The sequence below is a fragment of the Nostoc sp. UHCC 0251 genome, assembly GCF_034932245.1.
Lineage (GTDB): Bacteria > Cyanobacteriota > Cyanobacteriia > Cyanobacteriales > Nostocaceae > Nostoc.
This window is the reverse complement of sequence record NZ_JAYGHD010000096.1, coordinates 1-15,185: the sequence shown is the minus strand read 5'-3', so window position 1 is coordinate 15,185 and position 15,185 is coordinate 1. Positions and strand designations below refer to the sequence as shown.

The following is a 15,185-nucleotide window of genomic DNA, read 5'->3' as shown; positions in this document are numbered from 1 at the left end:
AGCTCACAATCTGCTTAATTTGTCAATGCCTTCTACTGGACTGGCTCTCTAGTAGCCCATGTTGAGCCTCGATTGCTTTCAAGGCCGCTTCGCTTTCTACTTGCAGTTCCTCTGTATCCATTGGTACGTTGGTCAGATTCTGAATATAGTCACCAATATATTGCTCAACAATGCGTTGCTCAAAAAAGTACTGACCACCCTCAAATGTAGCTGCTGCAATCTGACTCAATAATTTGAGCTTTTGTGGTAATAAAAACCCTCGGTAAACTTCATCTCGTTCTATGCCTTTGGCTTCATCCCATTTACCCAACAAAAGGTCTAAACCTTCCTTATAAAAGTCAGTCCGCTTAGTTGGAAATTTTTCTTTACCGTGAAACACCCAGCAGGCAAGATGCAGAAAGAGAGGTGTGACGACAAGTTGGCGAAATTGCCAGTTTTCAGCTAAGTTTAGCTTCTGAATAAACTCAGCAGATTGGACCTGACCATCTTGAGTGTTGGTTTTGGTAAAGGCCACAAACCATTTTTGAGCGAAGGCTTGAATTTGTTCTGAGGTAAATGGGGCAATCTCAACATCAGTAAAGCCTCGGAGTCTAAATTTTTGAGATCCTGTTCGACAGGTGGCCACTAACTGATTTTTGTGATATTTATCTGAAAATCTGCGAATTTCGCTTAAGACAGCATTGCTTTGTTGGTTAAGAATTTCATCCATACCATCAAGCAACAATAACACTCTGCCTGCATTAAGTAAGATTTCAATGACTGAGGGATCGGAAATTCCAGATGTGATAAACTCCTGGCGAATGTACTTTAATAGGCTGAAGTCATTGCTAATCTTATACTCTTGGGCAAAGTTTCTCAGTGTGATAAATATCGGTACATAATTTGACACTAATGCGCTTTGGTTACACTGAATGGCGAGATGTTGTAAAAAGGTGGTTTTGCCTACTCCTGGTTTGCCTAGCACCCTGAGCTTGGAGTATGTTTCAATTGCCTGTGTACCAGATATTTGGTTCAGGTCAATCTCACCTAAGCCAAAACGGTCAAATTCTTTGGGATCAAGTTTTTGCAGTTCGGTGATTTCTAACCACTGTTGACTGGCAATTTGCTCCAAAATATTCAAATCTATATATATATCATCGATCGCAACGGGATGGCTGACATCCAATAACTGTAAAGTACCACACTGGTCTTGAATTTTGTCGAAGCGTTGCGATCGCACTTGTTGCACTAATGCATCAATATCCAACACAGCAGGTTGGGTGTATTCTTCTAGTTCTAAGAATTCTGCCGGAGGATTAGTAGCAATCTCCCGCCAATTCAGTGCCAGCACCAAACAAATTTCAATAAAGGTATGACGCTCAACCGGACGGCCACTGAAAAACCGCCAAATTGGTTGTCTCGTCTTGAGGTTGACTTCTGCTGCTAAATTGTCTTGTGTCCACCCCTTGAGAGTAAATGCTCTTTTTGCCTCTTGAATTCCAGTGAGTGACGCTTGGAGCGATCGCTTGACCATAGGACAATAACCCTGCTCCTCAAATCATGAACTTTAACTTTTATTAATTTCTGCAATCTTATAGGTTTTTATATGATATTAGCATTTTGCTCACTTAAAGTTATACAAAATCCCAGAGTTACTCTCAAGTTTTTAAATTTTTGCGACAAACGCAAACGTTATACCTTTATCTTATACATTTTAAGTTTTGCCAATGCCTGAATTCAAACAATATTTCATTTTCAACGCATAAGTTTTTAAATTAATTTAGTTGATATTGTTTTTATTGTTCAGGCAAATTTTAAGATAAATGATGTCAGTCCTGAAGAACCAAAAATATAAAATTAACCTCTCTCCTCTTAGGAGAGAGGTTTAGAGAGAGGTATAACATTTAACTTGGTTGAGTTCCTGAAAATATATTTAGACAGCCGTGAAATAGTGAATATAGATAGTTTCTAGACCACACACGTTATTTGCTATCTATACGTTTGTTGACTGAGGAATCAACAATGATGTGGATGACACCGTTATCATCAACAGCATCGGGTTTTGAGGCTGTGATTCATAATCTGCATTGAAACTATGAAAAGGGTCAATTTTCAAACTTGAACCTTCAATCGGCTTTATGGGGATCACCTTACCGGAAACAATATGATACGTCAGGAGTTCCTGGAGCTTATTAATATTCTTAAGCAATGTCTCTACAGTATCTACTGGAAGCTTTGCAAAAGCTTGATTTGTGGATGCAGAGGCAATAAATGAGTCAACACCTTTGAGGGTATCTATCAAATTGGCAGCCTTGATTGCATCAACTATAGTGCTAAAAGAACCAGAGTTCACGGCAGTCTCAGTAGTAGCCATTTATTTCACTTGGTTTTATTTAATTTAGTCATGAATGATTGTTAGCATGACACCCTAGTGTTAGAAATCATGTTTCAATAAGCGGTTGAGTAACGTATAAGTTGTATAATCTGAGCTAAAAAAATTAAATACTTAAAATATTTAGGAGTTAGAAGTTTGGAGTCAATCGAAAAATATTGTTAGCAACAATCCAAAATTTTTTATCCGCTTTGAGTGCGCGGAGGCTGTAGTCCATTATACACTATACTCTTTATCTGTCCTTACTACAGTGTCTAAGCTAGTTTTTAGGGTTTGTAGTAAGCACTTTAATGCTTAGAAAATAAGGACTAAAGTCTTTACTACAAACTTCCCTACTCATCAATTCAAACTTTATAGACCACTACCTAGTTCTTTGCCACACAACTGATTGCATGGCTAATATAGTAGAGGTTTTAGTTATTTGGCTTTTTCAAAACTACGTGGAAAGAATTTAAATATCCCGTAATGGTTTTAGCTAATGTCTTCTGCTGTTTCTTTGTAGTTATTGCCATTACTTGATATAATCTTCCTTCAGCAACATACATTCTACTTTTAGTAATTTTCCCTCCAGAATTGATGTACTCAATTTCTTTGCCAGGATGATTATTGGAACTACGAATATTTCGTTGACTAATCAAATTACTTTTCGTAGTCTTTAAAGCCATATCCCTTGCATTATTAAGTACAGCTTGGGGGTCAGCCATTTCACCATAACTATAAGGAAAATCATTGTAAGTAACTACATATGCTACTTGCTGTTTTGGGGGTTGAGCAACAAATATTTCTAAGTTAATTTCCCCCATGTAAGTTTTTTGGGATTGGGTATTTCTGTTGGGGTTTCCCGGCATCAAAATACTAAAGCGCCCATCTGGAGGGGTGAATAACTTCCATTTTGGCTGCACGGGTTGAGGAACGGTTGGTTTCGCTGTTGGTTTAACAACAGCCGCCGGAGGTTTGGGTTGACGCGCTTCCACGAGAACAGAACCGCCACACACAAAGGTGACGGCGATTAATGGCAACAGAATTTTCATTGTCATAAGTTTTACCTTTTGAGATGCTAATCTCACTGATGATGCTAGCTGTTATAACCTAGCAGCACATAAAGCAGCACCTATTAGCCCCACTTGCGGGTTGAGGATAATATACACGGGGATTTCTTCGAGGAGGCGGCGCATTCTGCCTTTTTGGGTGAAGTTTAATAAGAAACCGCTGTTTTCGATTAAGGGCAGGATTTTGGGCGCAATTCCACCAGCAATATATAAGCCACCATAAGGTAGGAGTTTCAGGGCAAGATTGCCGGCTTCTGCACCATAAGCCTCTATAAATAATTGCAAGGTTTGTTCCGAAAGGCGATCGCGTTTTTCTAGGGCGGCTGTACCAATAGCAGCACCAGGATCGACGCTTTTCTCTTCTTGTCCGGCTTCTTGTTCCCAAGTTCTGACGATTTGGGCAATATCTGGTGATTCGGCGGCAAATTTGCGATCGCGCAAAAATTGGTAAATTGCCACAATTCCCATTCCAGAAACCACGCGTTCCACAGAAAGGCGCTGGATATCATGTTTACCCAGCAGGTATCTCAACAGTTGAAACTCTATCTCATTCCGAGGGGCAAAATCAGCATGTCCACCTTCTGAGGGAAAGACTTGATAATGGTTTCCTTGTCTAATTAAAAATCCTTGTCCTAAGCCAGTACCAGCACCAATAATTGCAATGGGTGCTTCGGGTTGAGATTTGCCAACTTGCAACGTCAGCAAGTCTTGTCTTTGTAAACCTAAAATACCATAGCCAATCGCTGCAAAGTCGTTAATCAAAGAAATATGCGGGATACCCAATTCTTGTTGTAGACGTTCGGTATCCAGGAACCAGACTAAATTGGTTAGTTTGGCAGTATTTTTGACAATGGGGCCTGCGATCGCAAAACAAGCCTTTTCTGGTATTCGTGTATTAGCTTTGACCAAAAACTGCTGCACTATTGGTACTAAATCGGGAAAATCAGCACTGTGGTAACTTTCCTGATAAATAGTATGTATTGCTGATGAATCTGATGTTTCAGCCAATCGCAGAATAGTTTTCGTACCGCCGATATCTCCTGCTAGTAACAAAGTCATAGAATTTATTTGTGAATTAATTACTTTTTTGTAGGATATACCCAACCTAGCAGAAGCCATGAACGCAAATCTCTATCAGAGGTTTAAGCAAATCGAATAACTTCTTCTATGTGGGTTAAATGGGAAGTATCTCCCGTTAGTTCTAATAACCATTCTGGTTCCTGGCGTACCACTTTTACCAAAGAACATAAAGAAGCTTTAACTTCTGTTTTGGCAATTTCCCCCACTAGCCCCATTGCTCCCCCCAACACAGATGCACCATGTGCGACTAGCAAGATATCTTCTGGGAAGAACTCAGTAGCTAAACATCTAGCAGTTTGCCCAGAACGTTCTCGCACTTTTTCGTGAGTTTCAGGATATTTGGCGGCGATGCGCGAAGTATAGCTGGTGTCAATTCTGGGGAATAACTTTGCTAATGCTGGAGTTGAAAGTCTTTCGGGTTCTTCTGTCATCCAAGCTGGATTTAGCCATTCACTCAAACCTGTTTCCAATTTGATTGGTAGGTTAAGCGCTTCTGCAACTGCGTTTGCCGTCTGTACGGTTCGCAGGAAAGGGGAAGCGAAAATATGGCCAATATTTTCTCCTTTCAATCGCCTTGCTAACTGCTGTGCCTGCACCATACCATCATCAGACAAGGGTGGATCGTAGCGTCGTTCGGCGGTGAGAAACCAATCGGGGTTTACGAAATCGAGGCGGTTAGCGTGTCTTGCGATCCAGACTATTTGACTCATGGGTGTAATTATTCCGGTGAATAGAATTCGCCGCTAAACAAATATATAGATATCTGCAAGGAGGGCTGCAAATATTAATATATGATAAAAGTTGTAATTATTTGTAATAATATAACTGATTTGGAAAAGTTATCAGTGGCATCAGTGTAGTTTTATTTAAAGTCTATTTAGCCAAGTCTCTAAAGCAACATCGACTTTAGTAATTTCCTAAAATGTTTAAGATTGCAATAGTCCCATTCGGCTATAGCCTCTTTCGCCATTTTTCTAAAGCTACATCAACTAATCCATTTAAAGAATCATAGTGATCAAATTTATATGTATTAATTCTTCCACCACCCTGAACAATACAAAATTTATTTGCATCAATCTCTAATAATTTTCTTTCTTCATATGTTAAAGGTTCAGAGTTATTAAGTTTCCTAAGTATTCTGTTTCTATCTTTAAAATATTGGTTCGTATATTTATATTCTCGTCGGTATTTAGAATTTTCATTTTCTGCTATTTCATTCATTATTTGTATTCTATTTAAAAGTGTCTTTTTGGATGAATTCATCTTTGCACCAATTCCACTTGATACATATCCCTCTAACAAAGCATTGTCTTGCCAATCTGTCCAAATCCTTGCTCTACTTATGCGATCACTTTTATTATTTTTTAAACCTAACCATAAAAATATAATTGGTATTCCTTTACTATCAAAGTAAAATTCAGCACAAAACTTACTTGCTTTACTATTACAATTTCCATATCGAAAACTAACAGCAGAAGAAATCTCTTCCATTCGTTTATCGAAACTAAGAACCTTTTGACGAATTTTTAATATTCCTTCTTGTTGTTCAGAAGAGCATTTAGCTAAACGGTTCATCAGCCCTCTAGGAGGTGGAGGTATATCTTCATTTCTCTCTCTGTTCTGATGAGGAATTTCTATTATTGAAACTTTCTCATTATCTAAATCTAAATTTTTTATCTGCAAATAATAGTTAAACTCATCTGCTAATACGGCAAATTCAAAAAAATCAATAGATAAATGATGATATTTTTTATCTATAAAGTTATCTCTATGAAAATTAGGCTTAATTGCTATTAAACTAATAGGTTGTTGATAATCTATTTCGTCTTCTAAAGGTTTTAGTTCCTGTAAAGCGTCATAATATCGAGTTAGCTGCTGAACAATATATCTATCTTCAGCATTTTTTAATTCCAACACTACTAATTGTTTATTTTCCCTCAATGCTAAGATATCGCAAATTTGACCGTTAACATAATATTGTCGCTTTAGCGGAATGAATCCGAAAAGTTCCTTTAAATTCGCCCAGACAAAATCTTCTAAATCAGCTTCAGTCGCAAATTTCCAACTATCACCCGTTTTTATTAAATTCACGAAATCCATTATATCGCTCTAACTTGAGTAAATTACTACCTCTAGTATTCCCAAAGCTAGATATGAAGCTATACAATTGCTTATAACTTCAACCATCCAAATAGTTGCCCTACAGTTAATTGAAAACCGCTAACTAAATCGGGAACTGGTAATATTTCTTGTTCTTCTTGTAAAAGTTCTGGTTGCTGCTTTGGTGGATAAACTAAAACAGAGCGATCGCCTGGATCAATTAACCAACCTAAACGACTACCATATTTTAAACAATGTAGAATATTTCCGGTTACTTTAGTCTGACTTTGTTCTGGTAAAAGAATCTCAATTGTCCAGTCTGGATATGTCTTAAATACATTTGCCACATCTCCATGTTCATCTATGGGAATTCGTTCCCAAGCAAACACAGCTACATCAGGTACAATTGAACGTCCGCCAAAAGTACACCGCAATTCTGGGAAAGCAAGGGCAATTTTTCGATTTTCACCGACTTCATTTATACCTGTGACTAACTTACCCTGTAATTTGCTATGTTTTCCTTGAGGCATTGGCTTTTGAATAATTTGACCGTTGATGTATTCTGAGCTAGGCTTTGTTTCTGGTAGTTTTAAAAACTCTTCTAAAGTTAGCGGTTTAGTTGGTGATTTGACCATCTGCTTGTACTTCCTAATTTTTTACATACAACAATCATGTATCGTTTAAAATTTTAACTGGGTAAGCACAAATTGCATTATCGACAGTCACAATAGTAAGGTCATGCTGCAAAGCTTGACAAATTAGCATTCGGTCAAACGGATCGCGATGGATATTAGGAAGCTTGCTAAGTTGTACAACACTATCCTCTGTTAAAGGAAGACTAGTAATCAAATGCCTCTCACGCTGTATCGGCAGATAAATCTCAGGTGATTCAGGTAAAGGTAATTTGCCTAATTGATACTTAACGGTTGCTTCCCAAATAGAAATTATACTTAGATATACATCATTGTCAGTATTACGAATAATCTCTATAAACGTATTTGACAAACGGCGATCGCTACTAATAAACCAGAGAAAAATATGGGTATCTAGTAGGAGTTTCATTTACCCTCAAACTCACTTATAATATTCTCTGGCAGTGGTTCATCAAAATCATCGGGTACAATAAACTCTCCTGCACAGAGTCCAAATGGTCTAGAGAGATCAGGTGATTTTACCGTCGGTTTAATTTCAGCAATTGGCTTTCCACCACGTATAATTACAAGAGTTTCCCCAGCTTCAACGCGCTGAAGGTAGCCTAATAAGTCACGTTTTATTTCATCGACACTAATCCAGTTCATAAAATTTTTTTTGGATTATCACTCTACTATAATCATCACCCTAAATAAGCTTTTTTAACTCGCTCATCACTAATTAATTCTGATGCTGCGCCTGTTAAAGTTATAGAACCAGCTTCCAAAACATAACCGCGATCGGCAATTTGTAGCGCCAGATTAGCGTTTTGTTCAACTAACAGAATAGTCACACCTGTAGCACGAAGATTTTCAATAATAGAGAAGATTTCCCGGACGATCGCAGGTGCTAAACCTAAGCTAGGCTCGTCTAAAAGCAAGAGTTGTGGTTTACTCATAACAGCCCGTGCGATCGCTAACATTTGTTGTTCACCACCACTAAGAGTTCCTGCTAGTTGATTGCGTCTTTGTGACAAACGCGGAAATAGCTCAAATTGGCGCTGAATATCTGCTTTTACCTCCGCTTGATTGGAGCGAATATAAGCGCCCAAAAGTAAGTTATCAAATACTGTTTGTCGCGCTAATACTCTACGTCCTTCAGGACAATGGGCGATGCCAAGTTGTACAACTTCGTGAGTTTGGCGGCGGGTAATATTATGTCCATTATAGATAATTCCGCCACTCTTAGGATTAACTACTTTAGATATGGCACGGAGTGTAGTAGTTTTGCCAGCACCATTAGCACCTATTAGAGTAACTACCTCGCCTTTTTGAATAATTAAATTAATCTTTTTTAGAGCTTGGATGCCGCCATAATTAACATCAAGTTCTTGAACTTCTAAAATTGTATAGTTTGGCTTACTATCGGATTTCATCGGCGGTTTACATCCAGAAAAGTTGATTCAAAGCCTAACATACATCAATCATACATTTCTTAAAACAGTGTGTAGGTGTACCCGTCGTAGATATTGCTTCAACTTAAAAACCAACGCCAGAATACTGCAATCTTTATGATGTACCATTAATTACTGATAAGTTACCCTTTGTGCCAATCCTGCGAGGAGGGGGAGAGGTATCAGTTGTGCAACGCGCATTACAGGCGCTACGAGCAGATGTACAGTTGAACCAATTAGAATCATTGCTGGCATTTTTTGCTAGCTTTGTGTTAGACACGCCTTTAGTTCAACAAATCATGAGGTGGGATATGGCAGTATTGCGAGAATCGCCTTGGTATCAAGAAATTGAGCAAAGAGGTATTCAGCTAGGCGTTCAACAGGGTGCGCGACAGCAGTTAATCCGAGTATTGCGACGACGCTTTGGCGAAATTCCCCAAGAGGTAGAAGTAAGGCTTGAGGGTGAAAGTGTGGAACAATTAGAAAATTTAATGGATAGTGCGATCGCTGTAAATTCTCTAGATGAATTTGTGAGTATTTTGTTTGTATAAATTTCACAGGTGCGATCGCCCAAAGCCATTGTGCTATCCTAAAACCAGGATAATCCTGCTGATGGCACTGCCTTAAATAAATATGACAAAAGTGGAAGCAGATCAAGCACAAGAAAAGTTTTCTGAACTTCTTGCACTTGTGGAAGAAGGACAAGAACGTATTGTGATTGAATCACAAGGACAAGTTATTGCAGCAGTCATCAGCTATGCCGACTTAAAACGATTGGAAGCATTGGAAGATGCAAAAGATGTCGCAGATTTCCAACGTGCAATAACTGAGAGTGACGGTGAATCTTATTCGGTAGAAGAAGTGATTACTGATTACAACGAACTTCATGGTACTAATTTCACAGTTGAAAATATTTTGAATGGCTGAATCTGGACTGCTTGCTCTACGTATTACAAAATCAGCCCGGAAAGATTTAGTCGATTTGCAGCCAAAGTTTTTTAAGCAGGTGATGACTAAAATTTTACTGCTACCGGAAAATTCTAGACCTCAAGATTGTAAGCAACTTAAGGGATATTCAGGTGTTTATCGAGTTGATCAAGGTGAGTATCGTATTCTCTATACAATTTCAGAGGATGTAATCGAAGTTTTTCGAGTTGGCAAGCGCAATGATGATGAGGTGTACGAAAATCTATAATGCCATTAGAATCCCGAAATTAATTTTTTTGTAACTCATTCTCAATCGCTTATTCATTTCCCAAATAAGCTTCAATTACAGCCGGATCATTTCTGACTACAGATGGTTCACCCAAGGCAATTAATTGACCAAAATCTAATACCGCAATGCGATCGCACAAACCCATAACTAAGGGTACATGGTGTTCAATGAGGATGATCGTCAAATTGAAGCGATCGCGTAGACTACGGATAAATTCACTGAGTTGCTTCTTTTCATTGGGGTTCATCCCCGCAGCAGGTTCATCGAGAAGTAAGATTTGCGGTTTTAATGCTAAAGCGCGGGCAATTTCCAGCCGCCGCTGATCGCCGTAGGCAAAGTTTTTGGCTTTTTCGTGGGCGCGATCGCTTAAGCCAATTATATCCAATAAATCTAAAGCTTTCTGCTTAGTTTTAAGTTCTTCATTAGGCGCTGGTGGTAATCCCAAAACTCCGGCAATCATATTACTTTTAGTGTGCAAATGCCGAGCAATGATCACATTTTCTAATGCCGATAATTCCCCAAACAAGCGGATATTTTGGAAGGTACGGGCGATACCTAAAGCAGCAATTTGATGGGGACGCAGTTGGGAAATTTCTGCACCTTGATAAATTAATTTACCGCTAGAAGGGGGAATGAAGGCAGTAATCAAATTAAACAGTGTTGTTTTGCCAGCACCATTAGGGCCAATTAGCCCAAAAATCTCATGTTTATTTACACTAAAAGATACATTATTTACTGCCACTAAACCACCAAAGCGGCGAGTTAATGCTCTTGCTTCTAAGACAATACTGCTGTTAGCTTCTGGAATACTGTATGACATTTTTGCATACTATTATGAATATAAAACTTACGCAATCAATCTCTAAAAAACTTATTCTTTTGCACCCTTGTCGATTCGTTTTTTCCTTTGAAAAATATCTGGAGTAATTAGCCCTTGCGGGAAAAATATTGTACCTATTACTATTAGTAAGCCAAAAATAATTAATCTACCATCTCGCAAAAACTGTGCTAACCAGTTAGGTAAACCACCAGTATCAGCCAGGCTTCGCAGAATCTCTGGTAAAGCAGTAAATACCATACCTCCGACTACTGGCCCTAAAAAACTTCTCGAACCACCAATTAAAACAAAAGTTAAATATATAATACTGGCATCAAAAGTACCTTGACGAGCGTTCCAGGTATTAAGGAAGTGGGCACTAATTGCACCTACAACTCCTGCAAGCATAGCCCCTAATGTAAACGCCAAAACTTTGTAATAAGTCGGATCAATTCCCATTGCACCCGCAGCTAATTCATCTTCGCGGATTGCGATAAAAGCCCTTCCTACGCGGATGCGTTCTAGACGATAAAGCAGCACCATACTAATTAATAGTAAGGGAAGAGCAACCCATAAATATTCAAGTTGTGTTTGGAAAGGTTGAGGAATGCCAAAAATTCCGACAGCACCGCCTGTAATATCTAAATTGAGGGATATGACACGCAGAACTTCCACAAAAGCGATAGTAGCGATCGCTAAATAAATCCCCCGCAACCTCAACGCTGGAATCCCCACTATTATACCTAAAAAACCAGAAATTATCCCAGCAATTAACATCTCCAATAACAACAATGGAATGGGAAATAAACCACTACTCGATGTAAAAACTTTTGTGGATAAAATTGCTGCAATATATCCACCTAAAGCATAAAATCCCGGACTAGCTAAAGACAATTGTCCTGTCATTAGCGGTAAGTAAAGCGATAACCCTAATAGCGCCCCCAATACCATAGAGACAATTAGAGAACCGTAAGTAGCGAAAAAATCAGCCATTTTAAAAAATTTGGATTAAGCTTAATCAACCTATCGCTTTTATCAACTATTAAGCTGTTAATATTTGCTCTGCTGTCAGCGCCAGTTCAGGAAAAGTTCGTGACACAATCCGTTCTGAACCTCTAAACTGTGTACATTGGTATTTTCCCTCAGTATCTAATAGAAAAACAAATACAGCCGGAACTTTTGGATTTCCTAAATACTCTCTTAGCCCGATGGCCAAATAATCTACAATCCAATATTCTGTAATACCTAAGCCTTGGTATTCATCTAATTTATCAATGTAGTCATCTTCCCAATTAGTTGATGTTACCTCTACAGCTAATTGGATGGGTTCTTCAAGTGCAGCATAAGCAGAACGATTTGAGCGCCATTTATCTTTATCTATGACACTTACATCAGGCTTGCGTCCTTGCTCTATACCATTAGCTGTTATAGTTTTAAAAACTGCTGTGTTATTAACTACATAATTTAAGTTTTGTCCCCTAATTTCATCATTGAAACCAAACAATAGAAAATTAGCGACATCATCATGATTTCTCGTTGCCCGCACTTCTACAATTTCTCCATCTACAAGTTCATATAAACCTTCCTCTGGACACTGTTCTAAAAATTGCTCAAAAGTTAATTGTTGTTTGGTGTATGTTTTCATAGCACTACGTATCTTCAAACTTTCTGGATAAATCTTCGTCCTAGCAAACCTTGGGGTCTAACTAATAGCATAATAAACAAAATTCCAAAAGCTACTGCGTCTTTATATCCAGAGAATTCAGCAGGGACAAATGCCTCCACTAATCCAATTACCAAGCCTCCTACCACCGCACCGGGAATACTACCTAAACCACCTAAGACAATTACCGCTAAACCCCGCAACCCAAAACCAATGCCGAAATATGGCCCTGCAATACTAACACTAGAGGCGACTAAAGTTCCTGCTAATCCTGCTAAAAAACTGCTGATGAAGAATGTTAGGATGATAAAGCGATCGCTATTAATTCCTAACAAACTAGCTGTAGTTGGATCTTCTGCGATCGCCTGCATTGCCTTACCATATTTAGTCCGATTGATAAAATAGGTAAGAATTGCCACAATCACAACTGATACAGCAAAAATTACCACCTGAACGCTGCGAATAGGAATTGGGTTTTCTGGACTACCAAAATTAATTGCAGGTGGCAAATTACCGTAAGTATTGGCGGGATATGTGTAACTTTCTGCGCCTACTAAATACTGAATTAAATTCACAATTACCACTGCTACTCCCAAGCTGGAAACAACAGTTAGTAAAGGATCAGAGCCTTGACGCCGTAAAGGTTGAAAAGCAACGCGTTCCATTAATACCCCTACTAATCCCGCCAAGGTACTTCCTAAAATCAAGGCTATAGCAAATGGTAATTTTATCGGCAAAGCTGCATTAGCTAGCAAGCCGTTAAATCCAAAACTACCACCCATGAGTGCATAAGTAAAATATGCACCCAAAGTAAAAATCGCACCATGCGCTAAATTAATGATGCCCAAAATGGAATAAACCAAGGTATATCCTAAGGCAAAAATTGCATAGACGCTACCGATGGATAACCCATTTAATAATTGCTGCAAAAACAAATTGAGATTCATGTAACAACTATTTTAGAAATGTGAATGTTCCCTGGCTTCCATCTTTTGTCATCTTGATTTGGGCTACATAGAAATCTTTTTGCACAACTTCACCTATAGGAGTAAAACTAATTTCACCCAGTGGTGTGTTGTATGTCCCAGCAAGTATCTGTTTATTTAATTCTGTCCGCAATTGTGGTAGCTGTAATTTGTTGACTTTGCTCTTTTTATCTAAAGCTTGGAGTGCTTCTACATAAACCTGTACTGCGGCAAAAGCTTGGGCGCTAAATTGAGGTGGCTCTTTTTTATATTCGTCAGTATAGGCTTTACGAAACGCTGCGTTAATTTCACCTGGATGTTCTGGACTGTAGGCTTGAGCAATCAATACGCCATCACAAAGTGCTTTACAAACTGGTAATAAATTTGATGTATTTAAACCATTGCCACCAACAATTAAACCTTTATAACCCAGTTCACGCAATTGTCTAACTAAATTACCACCATCAGCAGCCAAGCCAGAAATAATCACCAAATCTGGTTTGAGATTAATGGCATTAGTAGCTTGACTTTGAAAATCTGTATCACTAGTTTGAAACTTTTGTACAGTTACCAATTCCAGCCCTTGATCCTTAACTGTTTGCTGGAAAATTTCCGTTTCTGACTTGCTAAATGCATCATTTTGAGCATAGAAAACTGCGACTTTTTTAACTTGGGGGTTTTGCTTAAGTGCAGCTTTCACCGAATTAGGAGCAACTACAGAAACTGGTGCAGAAACACGAGCTACGTAATCACCAATTTCGGGAATATTTTTAGCAGTATTTGATGGACCAATAATTGGGACTTTTGCACGTTCTGCAATAGGATCAGCACTAAAAGCTTGCTGTGACAAAGTTGGTCCTACAATCCCGATAACTTTATCTTTATTAATTAATGTTTGAAAAGCGTTAATTGCTCCCGCTTCATCACCGCTAGTATCTTGAAATACTAATTTAATTGGTGTATTGTTAACACCACCTTTACTATTGAAATACTTCTCGGCAAGTTTGGCTCCAGCAACTTGTTCTTGACCTAGTAATGCTACATTGCTAGTTTGAGCAACAGCAATCCCTATGGGAATAGCACCCGACAATGTACCCGTTGTAGCTACCGTGTCGGTTGCAGTGTTATTTCTGGTAGTATTTGGAGAATTTGTCACAGTCACAGGACCACCGCTGCCGCCGCCACAGCCTGCTAATAGCAAAGCGCAAGTTGATAAGAATGCTGTTGTCCGAGCGATCGCATTGTTCATCGTTGAATAGTCATTTAGTTATTAGGTATTTTGGAAAAGTTAATAATATCTGCAAACTAATTTAGGCAGATTTATGCTTTTACAATAATTTTATTAAATCATTTTTATTTGCTCATGCAAAGACAAATATTCAAAATATTTCTGCCTGACTCTTAGAGAGTGCATATTTGACAGTTTGATCTACAACTTCATCAAAGTTACAGTTATCAATTCCAACCCTGCAAATATTGTTTCTCATCAGTAGCTCAAGCTTAATTAAATTTTGTTGAAGAAGAATTTAGAAGTCAGAATGGGCTAAACCTTAGCTATCCGCTAACAGAATTCAGAATCAAGACGCTCTCTGTGAGAGGCTGCGCCGTTGGCGTACTCCTGATGTAGATAGACAAGCTTCTCGTTCGCGTGCGTCTCCCTCCCCAAAGAGAGAGGCTACAAGGGCGAGGAGAAGGCTTTAAGCTGCGCTATCAGTGTGAATAGGAGCCACCAAATTAAAAATTTGCTGGGGGTCTTAAACCCTTGTTCCCTACGGTTACGGGCAGAGGGCAGGAATCAGAATTCCCTTCTGCCTTGTCTACGACACGCTGCGCGATCTGCC

The 15,185-nt window shown here is 38.7% G+C and carries 17 protein-coding genes and 1 pseudogene; 3 read left to right on the top strand and 15 right to left on the bottom strand.

What is annotated here, in order from left to right:
• Positions 1 to 22: 22 nt before the first annotated feature.
• The 10 genes from VB740_RS13000 to VB740_RS12955 form a co-directional block, all read right to left on the bottom strand.
• Positions 23 to 1,513, bottom strand: coding sequence for an NACHT domain-containing NTPase (locus VB740_RS13000; RefSeq protein WP_323200412.1), 1,491 nt, complete (start codon positions 1,511 to 1,513; stop codon positions 23 to 25).
• A gap of 459 nt (positions 1,514 to 1,972) precedes the next feature.
• Entirely contained in the window at positions 1,973 to 2,353 is a 381-nt protein-coding gene (locus VB740_RS12995) for a fasciclin domain-containing protein (protein WP_323200411.1), read from the bottom strand.
• A gap of 431 nt (positions 2,354 to 2,784) precedes the next feature.
• A complete protein-coding gene (locus VB740_RS12990) occupies positions 2,785 to 3,408 on the bottom strand; it encodes a hypothetical protein (RefSeq protein WP_323200410.1) in 624 nt (207 codons plus the stop codon).
• Between the two features lie 45 nt (positions 3,409 to 3,453).
• Complete coding sequence (locus VB740_RS12985; protein ID WP_323200409.1) at positions 3,454 to 4,479, bottom strand: glucokinase; 1,026 nt, start codon at positions 4,477 to 4,479, stop codon at positions 3,454 to 3,456.
• An 83-nt stretch (positions 4,480 to 4,562) separates the two neighbouring features.
• Positions 4,563 to 5,210 (bottom strand): histidine phosphatase family protein, encoded by a 648-nt coding sequence (locus VB740_RS12980; RefSeq protein ID WP_323200408.1) that lies wholly within the window; start codon positions 5,208 to 5,210, stop codon positions 4,563 to 4,565.
• Between the two features lie 241 nt (positions 5,211 to 5,451).
• Positions 5,452 to 6,591 (bottom strand): endonuclease NucS domain-containing protein, encoded by a 1,140-nt coding sequence (locus VB740_RS12975; RefSeq protein ID WP_323200407.1) that lies wholly within the window; start codon positions 6,589 to 6,591, stop codon positions 5,452 to 5,454.
• Positions 6,592 to 6,671: 80 nt separating this feature from the next.
• Positions 6,672 to 7,235 (bottom strand): Uma2 family endonuclease, encoded by a 564-nt coding sequence (locus VB740_RS12970; RefSeq protein ID WP_323200406.1) that lies wholly within the window; start codon positions 7,233 to 7,235, stop codon positions 6,672 to 6,674.
• A 34-nt stretch (positions 7,236 to 7,269) separates the two neighbouring features.
• Entirely contained in the window at positions 7,270 to 7,662 is a 393-nt protein-coding gene (locus VB740_RS12965) for a type II toxin-antitoxin system VapC family toxin (RefSeq protein ID WP_323200405.1), read from the bottom strand.
• Positions 7,659 to 7,898, bottom strand: a complete 240-nt coding sequence (locus VB740_RS12960) for a type II toxin-antitoxin system Phd/YefM family antitoxin (RefSeq protein ID WP_323200404.1) — start codon at positions 7,896 to 7,898, stop codon at positions 7,659 to 7,661. The genes VB740_RS12965 and VB740_RS12960 overlap by 4 nt, the downstream gene beginning before the upstream one ends.
• A gap of 35 nt (positions 7,899 to 7,933) precedes the next feature.
• On the bottom strand, positions 7,934 to 8,665 hold the full coding sequence (locus VB740_RS12955) for an ABC transporter ATP-binding protein (protein ID WP_323200403.1): 732 nt from the start codon (positions 8,663 to 8,665) through the stop codon (positions 7,934 to 7,936).
• 161 nt (positions 8,666 to 8,826) lie between these two features.
• On the opposite strand from VB740_RS12955, the pseudogene VB740_RS12950 reads away from it, so the two are divergent.
• The 3 genes and pseudogenes from VB740_RS12950 to VB740_RS12940 form a co-directional block, all read left to right on the top strand.
• Positions 8,827 to 9,234 (top strand): annotated as a pseudogene (locus VB740_RS12950) (DUF4351 domain-containing protein); the annotation flags it as partial.
• 82 nt (positions 9,235 to 9,316) lie between these two features.
• Complete coding sequence (locus VB740_RS12945; RefSeq protein ID WP_323200401.1) at positions 9,317 to 9,610, top strand: type II toxin-antitoxin system Phd/YefM family antitoxin; 294 nt, start codon at positions 9,317 to 9,319, stop codon at positions 9,608 to 9,610.
• Positions 9,603 to 9,878 carry a type II toxin-antitoxin system RelE/ParE family toxin gene (locus VB740_RS12940; protein ID WP_323200400.1) on the top strand — a complete coding sequence of 92 codons (276 nt, stop codon included), beginning with the start codon at positions 9,603 to 9,605 and terminating at the stop codon, positions 9,876 to 9,878. The genes VB740_RS12945 and VB740_RS12940 overlap by 8 nt, the downstream gene beginning before the upstream one ends.
• Before the next feature lie 49 nt (positions 9,879 to 9,927).
• Here the strand turns inward: VB740_RS12940 and VB740_RS12935 are convergent, their stop codons facing one another.
• From VB740_RS12935 to VB740_RS12915, 5 genes are read right to left on the bottom strand one after another with little or no spacing between them, the layout of a single operon-like run.
• Positions 9,928 to 10,719 (bottom strand): ABC transporter ATP-binding protein, encoded by a 792-nt coding sequence (locus VB740_RS12935; protein WP_323200399.1) that lies wholly within the window; start codon positions 10,717 to 10,719, stop codon positions 9,928 to 9,930.
• 51 nt (positions 10,720 to 10,770) lie between these two features.
• Complete coding sequence (locus tag VB740_RS12930) at positions 10,771 to 11,709, bottom strand: branched-chain amino acid ABC transporter permease (protein ID WP_323200398.1); 939 nt, start codon at positions 11,707 to 11,709, stop codon at positions 10,771 to 10,773.
• A gap of 49 nt (positions 11,710 to 11,758) precedes the next feature.
• Positions 11,759 to 12,361: a Uma2 family endonuclease gene (locus VB740_RS12925; RefSeq protein WP_323200397.1), complete on the bottom strand. Its 603-nt coding sequence runs from the start codon at positions 12,359 to 12,361 to the stop codon at positions 11,759 to 11,761.
• Positions 12,362 to 12,375: 14 nt separating this feature from the next.
• The gene (locus VB740_RS12920; RefSeq protein WP_323200396.1) at positions 12,376 to 13,326 is read right to left on the bottom strand and encodes a branched-chain amino acid ABC transporter permease; all 951 of its coding nucleotides are present in this window, start codon (positions 13,324 to 13,326) and stop codon (positions 12,376 to 12,378) included.
• 7 nt (positions 13,327 to 13,333) lie between these two features.
• Positions 13,334 to 14,593, bottom strand: a complete 1,260-nt coding sequence (locus tag VB740_RS12915) for an ABC transporter substrate-binding protein (RefSeq protein ID WP_323200395.1) — start codon at positions 14,591 to 14,593, stop codon at positions 13,334 to 13,336.
• Between the last annotated feature and the right edge of the window lie 592 nt (positions 14,594 to 15,185).

Excerpts from the sequence above, each read along its gene's own strand:
- VB740_RS12915 (WP_323200395.1), bottom strand. The coding sequence starts at position 14,593 with ATGAACAATGCGATCGCTCGGACAACAGCATTCTTATCAACTTGCGCT.
- VB740_RS12970 (WP_323200406.1), bottom strand. The coding sequence starts at position 7,235 with ATGGTCAAATCACCAACTAAACCGCTAACTTTAGAAGAGTTTTTAAAA.
- VB740_RS13000 (WP_323200412.1), bottom strand. The coding sequence starts at position 1,513 with ATGGTCAAGCGATCGCTCCAAGCGTCACTCACTGGAATTCAAGAGGCA.
- VB740_RS12960 (WP_323200404.1), bottom strand. The coding sequence starts at position 7,898 with ATGAACTGGATTAGTGTCGATGAAATAAAACGTGACTTATTAGGCTAC.
- VB740_RS12995 (WP_323200411.1), bottom strand. The coding sequence starts at position 2,353 with ATGGCTACTACTGAGACTGCCGTGAACTCTGGTTCTTTTAGCACTATA.
- VB740_RS12940 (WP_323200400.1), top strand. The coding sequence starts at position 9,603 with ATGGCTGAATCTGGACTGCTTGCTCTACGTATTACAAAATCAGCCCGG.
- VB740_RS12985 (WP_323200409.1), bottom strand. The coding sequence starts at position 4,479 with ATGACTTTGTTACTAGCAGGAGATATCGGCGGTACGAAAACTATTCTG.
- VB740_RS12920 (WP_323200396.1), bottom strand. The coding sequence starts at position 13,326 with ATGAATCTCAATTTGTTTTTGCAGCAATTATTAAATGGGTTATCCATC.
- VB740_RS12925 (WP_323200397.1), bottom strand. The coding sequence starts at position 12,361 with ATGAAAACATACACCAAACAACAATTAACTTTTGAGCAATTTTTAGAA.
- VB740_RS12935 (WP_323200399.1), bottom strand. The coding sequence starts at position 10,719 with ATGTCATACAGTATTCCAGAAGCTAACAGCAGTATTGTCTTAGAAGCA.
- VB740_RS12955 (WP_323200403.1), bottom strand. The coding sequence starts at position 8,665 with ATGAAATCCGATAGTAAGCCAAACTATACAATTTTAGAAGTTCAAGAA.
- VB740_RS12965 (WP_323200405.1), bottom strand. The coding sequence starts at position 7,662 with ATGAAACTCCTACTAGATACCCATATTTTTCTCTGGTTTATTAGTAGC.
- VB740_RS12930 (WP_323200398.1), bottom strand. The coding sequence starts at position 11,709 with ATGGCTGATTTTTTCGCTACTTACGGTTCTCTAATTGTCTCTATGGTA.
- VB740_RS12945 (WP_323200401.1), top strand. The coding sequence starts at position 9,317 with ATGACAAAAGTGGAAGCAGATCAAGCACAAGAAAAGTTTTCTGAACTT.
- VB740_RS12990 (WP_323200410.1), bottom strand. The coding sequence starts at position 3,408 with ATGACAATGAAAATTCTGTTGCCATTAATCGCCGTCACCTTTGTGTGT.
- VB740_RS12980 (WP_323200408.1), bottom strand. The coding sequence starts at position 5,210 with ATGAGTCAAATAGTCTGGATCGCAAGACACGCTAACCGCCTCGATTTC.